Source organism: Vreelandella nigrificans, from assembly GCF_002374315.1.
Lineage (GTDB): Bacteria > Pseudomonadota > Gammaproteobacteria > Pseudomonadales > Halomonadaceae > Vreelandella > Vreelandella nigrificans.
Genome location: NZ_NWUX01000001.1, coordinates 116,083 through 128,538, shown reverse-complemented (window position 1 = coordinate 128,538; position 12,456 = coordinate 116,083). Strand labels below are relative to the sequence as shown.

Here is a 12,456-nt window from a genome sequence, read left to right as displayed (position 1 = left end):
GATCTATATCATGCGGGGCTCCGATTCAAGCTCAACACCAAAATGCGCCCTCACTGTTTGAACAATACAGTCAGCAAGGGCCATCAATCCGGCGCGGTCGCCACCACCAAAATGCACCAATACCAAGGCTTGATGCGCATGGACACCAAATGCCCCTTCGCGCATCCCTTTTAAGCCACACTGATCAATTAACCACCCTGCAGCCAGCTTGCTCCACCCACCGGGCTGGGGAAAGTGGGGCATAGCGGGGTATTGTTGAAGTAAACGTTCAGTATGAGCCTGGCTAACTAGCGGATTTTTAAAAAAACTGCCTGCATTTGCCAGCACTTCAGGGTCTGGAAGTTTTGCCTGACGAATTTCGCACACTGCCTCGGCGACAGCTAGAGGGCTTGGCAATACGGGCAGACGTAATGCTAAATCGCCGTAATGCAGCTTAGGAGCAGGCCGCCTTGAAAGACGCAGCGCCAGCTGTGTAATCACCACCTTACCCGCCAACGCATTTTTAAAAACACTATCACGGTAGCCAAACTCGCACTCTGCTGTATTAAGCCAATACAGGTTACCAGAAGCGACGTCTACCACTTGCACACCCTGCAGGACATCTTTTAGCTCAACGCCATATGCCCCAATATTCTGCACCGGTGCCGCACCACAGTGCCCAGGAATAAGTGCTAAATTTTCAATTCCCCAGAGCCCTTGCGCCGCCAACGCCATCACCAACGAATGCCAATTGACGCCAGCGCCTACATAGACCAGCACTTCATCACCTTGGCTTTCCAACCACCACTGCTGAAGTGCGGGGCGAACAACAATGCCATCCAAGAGAGGCGGCAGCAGCACGTTACTCCCCCCTCCCAATAGTGTTATTGGCCATCTCTGACTGACGGCTAGGCGCAATACTGTCTGTAAGTCGCCTAGCGTTCGAGGGACCGCAAGTCGTTCGGCATGACATGGTAGGCGCAGCGTATTGGCGGCAGTTAAATCCACACGTTGTTGAATATCCACCATACCTCTATCGCTCGCCCTTCAGCTCGGAAATCAGACCTGCCGAAGCAGCCTCGACCATATCCAGGACGTTTTCAAAACCCTCGTCACCACCATAGTAAGGGTCTGGCACTTCGGCATCAGGGCTGCCTGCAAAGGCTAAGAAGAGCCCCACATGCGCACGACTCTCCTCAGGCTGAAGCGCTCGCATTGCTTGAAGATTGGCGCGGTCCATTGCCAGCACATAGTCGAAGTCCAGAAAATCACTAGCAGTCAATTGGCGGGCACGTAGATGGCTGATATCAACCCCACGACGCTTAGCCGCCTGCTGGGCACGCTCATCCGGCGCTTTGCCGACATGCCAATCACTCACGCCACAAGAATCGACACCCACTAGACCATGCAGCCCGGCTTCATCTAGGGCGTGCTGAAAAACACCCTCGGCCGTGGGTGAGCGGCATATATTACCCAAACACACAAACAGTACACGTTTCATATTTTCCCCTCACCCTGCTGCGCTAACAATGCTCTAACTCTAGCAAGATCTTCAGCAGTATCGACGCCAGGGGGGTTAATAGCGCTGGCGAGTGCAACCTGGATAGCATAGCCATGCTGCAGCGCGCGCAGCTGTTCTAACTGCTCAAGTTGCTCCAGGCTGGAGGAGGGAAGCTCACGGTATGCCGTTAAGAAGCTCGCCCGGTAAGCATAAATACCGATATGGCGCAGCCATGCATCAGTCTCAAGCAGCGCAGGCTGAGCCTGGAAGTGCTCGCGATCCCATGGAATTGGGGCACGAGAAAAATAGAGCGCCCTCCCCTGAAGTGAACGAACCACTTTTACCACATTAGGGTTAAACAGGGTGTCTACATCGCTAATTGGCTCGGCAAGCGTTGCAATGGCCGCCTCTGGGTCGTCTGCCAAACGCAGCGCCACTTGGTTAATCAATGCAGGAGGAATAAGCGGTTCATCGCCTTGAACATTAACCACTAACTCATCACCATCAAGGGCTAGCTGCTCGGCTACTTCTGCCAACCGATCCGTACCTGATGGATGGTCAGCCCGAGTCATCACTACTTCTGCGCCGTAAGATGCCATAGCATCACGGATACGCTCATCATCCGTAGCAACCACTACACGGCTAGCATGGCTTTGGCAGGCACGCCGCCATACATGAGCAACCATGGGCTCGCCAGCAATATCCAGTAGTGGCTTACCAGGCAACCGAGTCGAACCATATCGAGCAGGCACAACGGCGACAAAATCTGGCGCTAGGGAGGCCATTATGCTTCCCCTGTTCGGCCTGGGGAGGTATTTAGTTTTTCATCGGCATCCATAACCCGCGCCTCTTCCGGCAACATGACCGGAATCCCATCCTGAATGGGATAAGCAAGGCCATCATAGTAGCAGAGCAACTCTTGGGCCTCGCGATCATACTTAAGTTTACCGTTACAGAGCGGGCAAACCAGCATCGCCAGCAGTTCCTTATCCATTGGTGCATCCCCTTTCGGAAAGCGCTGACAGCTTGGCTGCCAGCCAGTGTTCAAACTGTAGCGGAAGTTCAGCTTCCACCTCTAAAACCCAGCTATCGGGCGGCGCTATTGCTTGGCATTTGACCGCATCCTTAGCGGTCATTACGACGGGGCGCTGGTCGCCAAACTCAAGTGCATCGGCATTAAAACGCTGATGATCCTCCAACGGGTGCATGTCCCCAGTGACACCCAAGCTGTATAGGGTGTTAAAAAATCTCTCAGGATTGCCAATCCCTGCAACGGCATGTACAGGCAGGCTAAACGGCAGCGGGGCCAACGTTCGGTACTGGCCATCTCTTAAGCGTCGCCAGCGCCTAGCTGCCAGTTGCATCGGGATTGTACGAATTGGCAGCGGATGGGCTAGCTTGCCATTCACAATCACCGCATCCACTCGCTCCAAACGGCTTGGGGACTCACGCAGCGGCCCTGCGGGCAGGCAGCGTCCGTTCCCCAAGCCCCTCTCCCCATCCACCACGACAAGCTCAATATCACGACCTAATGCTAGGTGTTGCAAGCCATCGTCACTGAGCAATATATCGCAGCCCATCTCAACTAGCGCTTTCCCGCCCCGAGCGCGCTGGGGGTCAGCAACAACGGGTAAGCCTGTTTGCTGGGCTAGCATCAATGGTTCATCACCGCTATGCGAAGGCTGTGTCTCAGATGTTACTAGTAAAGGGTAATGTTCAGCCTTGCCCCCATAGCCTCGGGTAACAATCCCAGGTGACCAGCCCTGACTAACCAGCCAGCGTGCAAGCCATGCCACCAAAGGTGACTTCCCTGTCCCCCCCAAGGTGATATTGCCCACCACAATAACGGGTACAGGCGCCTGCCAAACCTTGTTCTTTCCACCACCTCTCTTTCCACTATCTTTCTGGCCACCATCCTTATGTTCATTATGGTAGCTGGCTTCACGGCGCACCATAAGATAACGGTATAAGCTACCAAGTGGGTAGAGTGGTGCAAGCCACGGACTTGAACCATAAGCGGCTTTTAGCCAGCGCTGCGCCAGGCTCATTCACTCTCCTGAAACTGTAGCTGATACAGCGCTGAATACGCCCCCCCAGCCTCCAACAATGCCTGATGGGTCCCCTCCTCAATAATTCGTCCCTGATCCATTACCAGGATGCGATCAGCACGCTCAATGGTAGAGAGACGGTGGGCGATCACCAGCGTTGTGCGCCCTTCGCACACCCGCTCTAGGGCTTTCTGGATGTAACGTTCCGACTCAGTGTCCAGAGCTGAAGTTGCTTCATCCAAAATAAGGATAGGCGCGTCTTTAAAAATCGCCCGGGCGATGGCTAAACGCTGGCGCTGCCCACCAGAAAGCATGACACCGTTTTCACCCACTTCTGTGGCGTAGCCTTGGGGTAGTTTTTCAATAAACTCACTGGCATAAGCCGCTTGCGCCGCTGCTTCAACCGCTGCTGGGTCAGGATTAGGGACCCCGTAAGCAATATTGTCGGCAATGCTCGCGTTAAACAGGGTCACTTGCTGAGACACTAAGGCAATATGTTGCCGAAGAGGCCCTAAGGCGTACTCATTAGCATCAACACCATCAATTAAAATGCGCCCTTCGCTTGGGTGATAAAAGCGCGGCAGTAAGCTTACTAGCGTCGATTTACCACTACCGGAACGCCCTACTATCGCCACTAACTCTCCCGGGGCTACTTTGAGATTAATACTATGCAGCACATTGGGCTGTTCGTCAGCGTAGCGGAAGCTGACGTTATCGATCACCACTTCACCAGTTAACTGCTGAGGGATTCTCTTACCCTCATCTTGCTCCGGCGCTAAATCCAGTAGGCCAAATAACTCAGATGCTGCGGCAATGCCTTTTTGGATCTCACCGTTAACTTCGGTGAGCTGACGCACGGGTTTAATCATCAGTGCTGCAGCAGTGATAAAAGCGACAAACTCGCCGGGCGTCATGTCCGCCATCAGTGCGGGTGCCATAGCTAGCCACACTAGCAGCGCCATAGAAATGGCCACTAGCATCAAGATAACGGGTGAACTGACAGCACGGGTCATCGCCTCTTTCATACTTTGTCGGCGATTCTCTTCACTGACCTTTTCAAAGCGTTGCTTCTCATAGGGCTCAGCGCCATGAGTCCGCACCACGCGATACCCCGACAGTGCCTCAGAAGCCACATGGGTGACATCCCCCATGGAGTGCTGGATGCGCTTAGAAATGCGCCTAAAGCGCTTGCTAACATAGCTGACTACCGCAGCAATAAGGGGAGTGACCCCCAAAAACAGTAGCGTTAGCATCCAGTTCGTCCAGAACAGGTAACCAATCAGACCTACTACGAACAAACCTTCGCGAAGAATAATAGTTACTGCATTCGTCGCGGCACCCGCAACTTGCTCTACATGGTAAGTAACACGGGAAACCAAATGACCACTTGAGTGATGATCAAAAAAGCGCCCTGGCAAATGCAGCAAGTGATTGAACACATTGCAGCGCAGCGTATGAACGACGTACCTACCCACATACGCCATAAAGTAAGTGCTCAGAAAAGTGCCCACGCCACGCGAGGCAAACATCAGTATGACGAATAGCGGCAGAAAAAGCCTGAAGGCCGCATCAGGGTGCTGAATACCGTCAATCAAGCGCTTCATCATCTCTGCTAGCGCAGTACTTGAAGCGGCATAAATCACAAAACCTACAATCGCTAGCGCAAATGCGCGCCAATGAGGTTTAACGTAGCTTAATAACCGTTTATAGAGAACCCAACCTGAATCAGTCACACGCGCTCCTGGCAAAAGTGTGCAGTGCGCAGAATTCTACCTTATGGCGAGGCGCATCAACACCGCTTACGCACACCTGGCTTTGTTCGCCAGGGAATAACCTCTACAGGCTGGGTCGCCTGCAGCGTAAAGCTAAGTGCTCCATCATGGGCGGTATTCCATAGGCAGCTCTCTTGTTGGCGGAACCGGCGCACTACATCATCCACAGGATGATTAAACGCATTATCTCGCCCAGCACTGAATATCACATGTAGCGGACGGCTTATGCGCACAAACTGCACGCCTGAACTGGTATGACTGCCATGATGCCCTGCAACCAGTACACTGACGGGGGGCGTCAAATCAGCTACAAAGCGCCGTTCGATATCACGCCCTACATCGCCTGTAATTAACAGGCGCTGCTCTCCTATACTGACTTCCAAGACACACGAGCGATCATTGGCAGATAGTGTATTTTCACCCGCTGGCGGCCAAAGCACGCGATAGGTAATACCATCTCGCTGCCACTGCTGGCCACGCACACAAGCAAGGGCATTAACCGGCAACACTTCTCCTTGTGGTGCAACCCACTGGCTCACCACATGGTCTTGTAACAGGCTGTGTACTCCACCTGCATGATCCATATCAGCATGACTGACCATTACCTGATCAAACTGCTGTCCCGGTGGCCAAAGCGTTTGCAGCGGCATAAAGCCGCTGCGAAAGCGCGGCCCTGTATCGTAAAGCATGCGATGAGTGGCGCTACGCAATTCAATCAACTGCCCCTGCCCCACATCATAGACAGTCACCTGCAATACTCCGACGGGCAGCGTTTGTTTCTGTGGCGCCCAGGGCAAGCTAACGGCAAGCAGCATTACGCCAATGCGCAGCCATTGAGGAACACTGGGTAAACCCCAGCATAATGCGAGTAGTAACAGGACACCCGCAAGCGGGTAAACGAGTGCTGACGCAGGCTCCCAAAGTGGCGCATATCGCACCGCCATCACCAGCAGTTGATGGAAAACAGCGAGCGCCTGTTCAAACCCCCACCACATTAATAACCCTAAACCCGGCAGTGGCGAAAGCAGCCACCCTAGTAACGCACTGGGCACCATCACCGAGCTAACCCAGGGCACAGCAACCAAGTTAATCAGGGGAGCGGCTGGCGCAATACGCCCAAATGCCAACAGCACCGCTGCGGCCATTAACGGCGCTAACAATAACTGTGAGCGTAATAGCGCCCAGCACCACCCTTTTGCTCCAGTGGGGCGCTGCCTTCCCTGCCAGATAATAATTAACCAGCCGACAGCCACAAACGATAGCCATAAGCCAGGACGCCAGAAAGATAACGGATCAACTATTAGAATCAGCGCCAGCGCCAACCACCACGCCTGCCATGCACCTGGCGAGTGACGCCCACTGAGCACCCATAATCCCAGCAGCGTCATCACCATGGCACGCATCGCTGGCGGCGCAAGCCCCGCCAATGTGGCATAGCCTACTGCTGCAACCCCAGCCAACCACCAAGGCCACGCACGCAGCCGCCAGTTGGTAGGCGATATTAGCCGTGCCACCAAGCGAGCCAATAACAGTGTAAACGACGCCACTAAGCCCACATGCAAACCAGAAATAACCACCAGATGGGTAGTGCCCGTTGCATTTAGAAGCGCCCAATCCTCTTGTGTTAGCTGACCGCTATCCCCCAAGGTAAGCGCTGCCAGCCACCGCTGGGTGCGTAATTCAAGCGGCTGACGCAATAATAGGTCGAGCGCCTTTTGACGAGGGCTAAAGGCTGCGGCGGCGACTCGTTCTGGGGCTGGCTCCTGACGCATATAGCCCGTGGCATGAATACCTTCTCGCCACAGCCACTGCTCAAAATTAAACGCATTGGGGTTAGCAAACCCCCTGGGTGGACGTAGCCGCAATGTCATTTGCCAGCGTTCACCAGCTTGAAAGGCGTGTTCGCCGTAAGCACTAACGCGCACATTACGTAGTGCCGTACAGCTTGGAAGGCGATCTGGCGCCTGACACTTCTCTACCGCTAGCAATAAACGCCGTGAGCCAATTTCATCCTGAACGCTCACTATGCGCGCTTGTATAGAGACATCCTCTCCGCTTAGCCCTGCAGGCAAACGGCGCCCCCACTCCTGCTGCACACTAATAAATGCCAAGCCGCTAATTAAAAACCATATCAATAGCTTAGGTCGCAGAAAAGCCAGCCAAAGGGAAGCTATCGCGAGGATCGCCAGAAGCGGGGACTGATACCTTTCTAGGCCACTCCACCCCGCTAACAGAACACCGCCAAGAGTTGCAAAAGCAGCGGGTACCGCAACGCCTAACCGCATCACCTCTCCTTGGTGCTAGATCATTAACGCCTTGGCATAGCCGAAGCACTTCGCTATATGGATAATAGGCCGCATCAATCGCAAGAGTACATGAGATGCCGCGCCGTTTCCTGCAGCGCTACATGCCTAAACCAGACACGCTAAGACGCCAGCGATCGTTACGTTTTATAGCGCCACTAATCGCCGACCCTGGGTTATGGCTTTTAACTCGACGAAGCGTTGCCAATGCATTTAGCGTGGGGCTTTTTTGCGCCATGCTGCCTATCCCATTTCAAATGGTGGTGGCAGCTTTGGGCGCACGCCTTAGCCGCTGCAACTTAGCACTCTCCGTTGGATTGGTGTGGATCACCAACCCACTTACCATGCCGTTGATATTCTATTTTAACTACCGCGTAGGCACATTCATATTAGGTGCCCCCGTGCGTGAGGCACCATCACGTATCTCTACCCGCTGGATTGCCGAGCAGATGCACGACATTATGCCGCCTTTAATGGTTGGCTCATTGCTAACGGCTGTTGTACTGGCGGTTATCGCCAACATTAGCATTCGCTTGATTTGGCGCTGGCATGTTTCCCATAACTGGAAACGCCGCCGCCTAGATAGGCGGCGGCGTCGGGCTCGTATTGAGTCAGAATTTGACGATTAGCTTTTAAGTCTCAGATTAGCTTTTAACAGATTAGCTTTAAGACTCAATGGTGCGCGGCTTAATCGTCGGCCTGCTCCACCAACCGACCACCATCAAGCTTCAAAACACGATCTTGATGAGCCGCAAGCGCCACGTCGTGGGTCACAATGACAAAGGCGCAAGCGCTCTCTTTGGCAAGCTCATCCATTAGCGCCAAAATCGTGCTTGCAGTCGTTTGATCAAGATTACCAGTAGGCTCATCCATTAAAACAAGGCTTGGGTCAGTCACCAGCGCCCGGGCAATAGCTACCCGCTGGCGCTCACCGCCAGAAAGCTCCCCTGGCTTATGGTCGGCCCTAGCCTTCATACCTACCCGCTCCAGCAGCTGCATGGCCCGCTGCTCTGCCACTTTTTTGGACTGACCGCGGATAATCAGCGGCAGCGCGGCGTTTTCAACCGCGCTAAACTCGGCCAACAGGTGGTGAAACTGGTAGACAAAACCAATATAGCGGTTACGAAACTTGCCCAGTGCAGCCTCATTGAGACCTGAAAGCGGCTCACCAGCAATTACCACGCTGCCTTCACTTGGACGGTCAAGGCCACCAAGCAAGTTTAGCAGGGTTGTCTTCCCTGAACCCGAACTGCCCACAATAGCGACCCGCTCGCCCGCTCGCACCTGTAAATCAAGCTGGTCAAGCACAGTAAGGTCCTGGGGACCCTCGCTGTAGACTCGTGTTAAACCTTGGCACTGCAACATAATCGCCCCTGGCTGCGGTGTCGGTGAGGTCATCAAAGCATCCTTATTCATAGCGCAATACGTCCGCAGGCTGAACGCGCGCAGCCCGCCAAGCAGGATAGAGTGTTGAAAGGAACGTCAGGCCAAATGCAGCCAATACGATATTCCGAACATCTGCCCACTGTAAGCGAGAAGGCAAGTCACTGATAAAGTAAACACCAGCATCTAAGAACTTGATACCCAGCGCACTTTCAAACCAGCCAATTAAATCTGAGATCGTCAGGGCCAGTAACACACCCACCGCAACGCCCACCGCAATCCCAATCAAGCCGATCGCCAAACCTTGAACAATAAAAATGCCCATAATCGAGCGAGGTGTCGCACCGATCGTGCGCAAAATCGCTATATCCGCCCGCTTATCGGTCACCACCATGACAAGCGTGGATACAATATTAAACGCAGCAACGGCGATAATCACAGTGAGCAGCAGCGCAATCATACGCTTTTCCATCTGGATCGCCTGAAACAGGCTACCATGGGAGAACGTCCAATCAGTACCGCGATACCCCGCCCCTAGTTCATTCACTATCGCCTGGGTCTCACTACCAGCGAGGAACAGATCATCAAGCTCAAGACGCAGCCCCCCGATCGAGTCACCCAAACGCGCCAGGGTCTGCATGTCATAAATATTGGCATACGCAAGATTGGCATCTAAATCAGCGCCAACGCTAAAAATCCCACTGACCGTAAAGCGTTTCAAGCGTGGAAAAACTCCCGCTGGTGTAATCGATGCCTCAGGCACTAACAGCGTAACCCGATCACCAACACCAACGCCTAAACGCCGCGCCAGCATTGAGCCCAACACCACGTTCCACTCACCGGGCACCAGATCAGCCAGCTCGCCTTGACGCATATGCTGACCAATGATTGATACCTGCCCCTCCCAATCAGGATGGATACCGTTCACCATGGCGCCTTGATTACGCCCCCCGGCAGAAAACATACCCTGCTGCTCAACGAAGGGGGCCACACCGATTACCCGCTCACGCTCGATTAATCTCTCAGCAAGCGCCTCCCACTCCACTAGACCTTCCTGCGCCTCAATTTTGGTGTGGGGCACCATCCCCAAAATGCGCGTTCGCAACTCATGATCAAAGCCGTTCATGACCGACAGCACCAGAATAAGTACCGCCACACCAAGCATGAGTCCCAGCATTGAGGTTAGGGATATGAACGAAATAAAATGGTTCCGGCGTTTAGCGCGCACGTAGCGCAGCCCCACCAGAAAAGGCAAACGATCAAGCATGGCAGCATTCCTTAGTAATAAGCGCCCATGGTACGGTTTTTTTAGCAGGGCTGCATGTGCAAACGCAGCGTTAGAGCGGTATCAGGCAAAGCCGTTCCATACGGTAAGGTAAGGCTTGCATGTTTCGGGGTAAGCCCCTACATTGCGCCGGTTCCTCTTGCCCTTAGGGTAAGTCTTTTTACTTCTTTTAAGAGCATCTGCGACGTTGGCTACCAAGACTCATCGCCTGCTGCCGGAATGGCACCCTCAAGATGGCCTACAGCTTACCTGGCCCCGCCCAGACGGCGATTGGGCGCCTTTATTATCACGAATTGAAGCAACACTTGAGCGCATTGTAATCGCTACCGTGCGCTACCAGCGTGTGCTAATCAGTGTTCCCGACGACTCAACACGTGACCGCCTAGCAGCCACATTTGCTGCCTATGGCATTAACAAGCACCAACTGCTGCTTATTGTCGCACCCACCGATGACACCTGGGCGCGGGACCACGGCCCAATTACCGTGGTGGATGAAAAAAATCAACCACTGCTGTTGGACTACACCTTTACTGGCTGGGGTGGAAAATTCCCTGCAGAGCGCGATAATCAGCTGACCCAGTGGCTAGCAGACGCTGGCGTGTGGGCTTGTCCAGTTGCGTCACGAGAGTTGATCCTTGAAGGTGGTGGTATTGAAACGGATGGTGCAGGCACGCTACTAACCACCGAAGCTTGCCTGCTTAACCCAAACCGAAACCCTGCGCATTCACGTGATGATATTGAAACAATACTGGCCAAGGATTTTGGTGTAGATCGCGTGCTATGGCTGGCTAATGGGCACCTAGAGGGCGATGACACAGATAGCCACATTGATACACTAGCGCGCTTCTGTGACCCATCCACCATTGCTTACGTGACATGTGACAACCCCAACGACTCACACTACGCTGCACTCAAGGCAATGGAACAGGAGTTGAAGGCATTTCGTCAACGTGACGGAGAACCCTACCGGCTTATTCCTTTGCCCTGGCCACAAGCATGCTTTGACCCAGATGACGGCCATCGCTTACCCGCCACCTACGCCAACTTTTTAATCATTAATCAGGCTGTATTGGTACCCACTTACGGTGATCCCGCCGACATGGTCGCACTGCAGGCTCTAGCTCAGGCCTTTCCTGAGCACACGCTGATACCAATTGAGTGCGTAAGCGTAATTCGCCAGCATGGCAGCCTACACTGTTTAACCATGCAACTGCCGAAAGGCACCCTTACTCCTACCCTCATTGAATCGTAAGGAGCCATCATGACGCACACACTGACTGTTGGTGTCGTACAACAGCAAGCGTGGCCTGATAAAGCACGCAGCCTAGCCGCCAGCGAAGCGGGCATCCGTGATGCCGTTAAGCAAGGTGCCAAGCTAGTACTGTTACAAGAGCTTCACGCTACCCACTATTTTTGCCAATACGAAGACCCGGCACTATTTGACCTAGCCGAGCCACTGGATGGGCCTACTGGCCAATATCTGGCAGAGCTGGCCAGAGAGCTGGACATCGTGCTAGTGGGTTCACTATTTGAGAAACGGGCAGCTGGGCTTTACCACAATACAGCAGTGGTATATGACCGCGCCCAGGGCCGCGTTGGCCAGTATCGTAAGATGCATATACCCGATGACCCAGCATTTTATGAAAAATTCTATTTCACCCCAGGCGATGTAGACGATGTTCGCGGCGATGGCTTTACCCCCATCGATACCTCGGTTGGTCGGCTAGGCATTTTAGTTTGCTGGGATCAATGGTACCCAGAAGCCGCGCGCCTAATGGCGCTGGCTGGCGCGGACCTGTTGCTCTACCCCACCGCCATTGGCTGGGACCCTAACGATGACGACGCAGAAAAAGTCCGTCAGAAAGATGCCTGGACGATTATCCAGAGAGCTCACGGAGTCGCTAATGGATTGCCGGTATTAGTTGCTAATCGGGTGGGCTTTGAAGCAGACCAGTCAGGTGTTGGAGATGGCATTGCGTTTTGGGGTGGCAGCTTTGTATGTGGCCCCCAGGGCGAGCTGCTAGCCCACGCGGGTGAAGCGTCGCAGCAACTGGTGGTCAACATCGATATGGCTCGCAGCGAAAATACCCGCCGCATTTGGCCCTACCTACGTGACCGCCGAGTAGATGCCTACGGTGATTTAACCCGCCGCTACCGCGATTAATAAAACGGGTACAACCCACCT

At 53.8% G+C, this 12,456-nt stretch carries 12 protein-coding genes; 3 read left to right on the top strand and 9 right to left on the bottom strand.

The window, feature by feature from the left end; genetic code table 11:
- Positions 1-3: 3 nt before the first annotated feature.
- From murB to CPA45_RS00575, 7 genes are read right to left on the bottom strand one after another with little or no spacing between them, the layout of a single operon-like run.
- Positions 4-1,008 carry a UDP-N-acetylmuramate dehydrogenase gene (gene murB, locus CPA45_RS00605; protein WP_096649386.1) on the bottom strand — a complete coding sequence of 335 codons (1,005 nt, stop codon included), beginning with the start codon at positions 1,006-1,008 and terminating at the stop codon, positions 4-6.
- Between the two features lie 4 nt (positions 1,009-1,012).
- Entirely contained in the window at positions 1,013-1,480 is a 468-nt protein-coding gene (locus CPA45_RS00600) for a low molecular weight protein-tyrosine-phosphatase (RefSeq protein WP_096649384.1), read from the bottom strand.
- Positions 1,477-2,265 carry a 3-deoxy-manno-octulosonate cytidylyltransferase gene (kdsB, locus tag CPA45_RS00595; protein ID WP_096649382.1) on the bottom strand — a complete coding sequence of 263 codons (789 nt, stop codon included), beginning with the start codon at positions 2,263-2,265 and terminating at the stop codon, positions 1,477-1,479. Before kdsB ends, CPA45_RS00600 begins: the two co-directional genes overlap by 4 nt.
- Entirely contained in the window at positions 2,265-2,474 is a 210-nt protein-coding gene (locus CPA45_RS00590) for a Trm112 family protein (RefSeq protein ID WP_078087238.1), read from the bottom strand. Before CPA45_RS00590 ends, kdsB begins: the two co-directional genes overlap by 1 nt.
- Positions 2,467-3,528, bottom strand: coding sequence for a tetraacyldisaccharide 4'-kinase (gene lpxK / locus CPA45_RS00585; protein ID WP_096649380.1), 1,062 nt, complete (start codon positions 3,526-3,528; stop codon positions 2,467-2,469). The genes CPA45_RS00590 and lpxK overlap by 8 nt, the downstream gene beginning before the upstream one ends.
- Positions 3,525-5,261: a lipid A export permease/ATP-binding protein MsbA gene (gene msbA / locus CPA45_RS00580; protein WP_096649378.1), complete on the bottom strand. Its 1,737-nt coding sequence runs from the start codon at positions 5,259-5,261 to the stop codon at positions 3,525-3,527. The genes lpxK and msbA overlap by 4 nt, the downstream gene beginning before the upstream one ends.
- A 56-nt stretch (positions 5,262-5,317) precedes the next feature.
- Positions 5,318-7,585, bottom strand: a complete 2,268-nt coding sequence (locus CPA45_RS00575; protein ID WP_096649376.1) for a DNA internalization-related competence protein ComEC/Rec2 — start codon at positions 7,583-7,585, stop codon at positions 5,318-5,320.
- A gap of 95 nt (positions 7,586-7,680) precedes the next feature.
- On the opposite strand from CPA45_RS00575, the gene CPA45_RS00570 reads away from it, so the two are divergent.
- Positions 7,681-8,232, top strand: coding sequence for a DUF2062 domain-containing protein (locus tag CPA45_RS00570; protein ID WP_096649374.1), 552 nt, complete (start codon positions 7,681-7,683; stop codon positions 8,230-8,232).
- A gap of 58 nt (positions 8,233-8,290) precedes the next feature.
- On the opposite strand, the gene CPA45_RS00565 is transcribed toward CPA45_RS00570, so the two are convergent.
- Positions 8,291-9,001: an ABC transporter ATP-binding protein gene (locus tag CPA45_RS00565; RefSeq protein WP_078087233.1), complete on the bottom strand. Its 711-nt coding sequence runs from the start codon at positions 8,999-9,001 to the stop codon at positions 8,291-8,293.
- Between the two features lie 10 nt (positions 9,002-9,011).
- Positions 9,012-10,253: a lipoprotein-releasing ABC transporter permease subunit gene (locus CPA45_RS00560; protein ID WP_096649372.1), complete on the bottom strand. Its 1,242-nt coding sequence runs from the start codon at positions 10,251-10,253 to the stop codon at positions 9,012-9,014.
- A gap of 205 nt (positions 10,254-10,458) precedes the next feature.
- Between CPA45_RS00560 and CPA45_RS00555 the strand changes: the two genes are divergently transcribed.
- Both CPA45_RS00555 and CPA45_RS00550 read left to right on the top strand, forming a co-directional pair.
- The gene (locus CPA45_RS00555; protein ID WP_096649370.1) at positions 10,459-11,523 is read left to right on the top strand and encodes an agmatine deiminase family protein; all 1,065 of its coding nucleotides are present in this window, start codon (positions 10,459-10,461) and stop codon (positions 11,521-11,523) included.
- 9 nt (positions 11,524-11,532) lie between these two features.
- Complete coding sequence (locus tag CPA45_RS00550) at positions 11,533-12,435, top strand: carbon-nitrogen hydrolase (protein WP_096649368.1); 903 nt, start codon at positions 11,533-11,535, stop codon at positions 12,433-12,435.
- The last annotated feature ends 21 nt before the right edge of the window (positions 12,436-12,456 follow it).

Excerpts from the sequence above, each read along its gene's own strand:
- CPA45_RS00550 (WP_096649368.1), top strand. The coding sequence starts at position 11,533 with ATGACGCACACACTGACTGTTGGTGTCGTACAACAGCAAGCGTGGCCT.
- murB (WP_096649386.1), bottom strand. The coding sequence starts at position 1,008 with ATGGTGGATATTCAACAACGTGTGGATTTAACTGCCGCCAATACGCTG.
- CPA45_RS00600 (WP_096649384.1), bottom strand. The coding sequence starts at position 1,480 with ATGAAACGTGTACTGTTTGTGTGTTTGGGTAATATATGCCGCTCACCC.
- CPA45_RS00575 (WP_096649376.1), bottom strand. The coding sequence starts at position 7,585 with ATGCGGTTAGGCGTTGCGGTACCCGCTGCTTTTGCAACTCTTGGCGGT.
- lpxK (WP_096649380.1), bottom strand. The coding sequence starts at position 3,528 with ATGAGCCTGGCGCAGCGCTGGCTAAAAGCCGCTTATGGTTCAAGTCCG.
- CPA45_RS00570 (WP_096649374.1), top strand. The coding sequence starts at position 7,681 with ATGCCGCGCCGTTTCCTGCAGCGCTACATGCCTAAACCAGACACGCTA.
- CPA45_RS00560 (WP_096649372.1), bottom strand. The coding sequence starts at position 10,253 with ATGCTTGATCGTTTGCCTTTTCTGGTGGGGCTGCGCTACGTGCGCGCT.
- CPA45_RS00565 (WP_078087233.1), bottom strand. The coding sequence starts at position 9,001 with ATGACCTCACCGACACCGCAGCCAGGGGCGATTATGTTGCAGTGCCAA.
- CPA45_RS00590 (WP_078087238.1), bottom strand. The coding sequence starts at position 2,474 with ATGGATAAGGAACTGCTGGCGATGCTGGTTTGCCCGCTCTGTAACGGT.
- kdsB (WP_096649382.1), bottom strand. The coding sequence starts at position 2,265 with ATGGCCTCCCTAGCGCCAGATTTTGTCGCCGTTGTGCCTGCTCGATAT.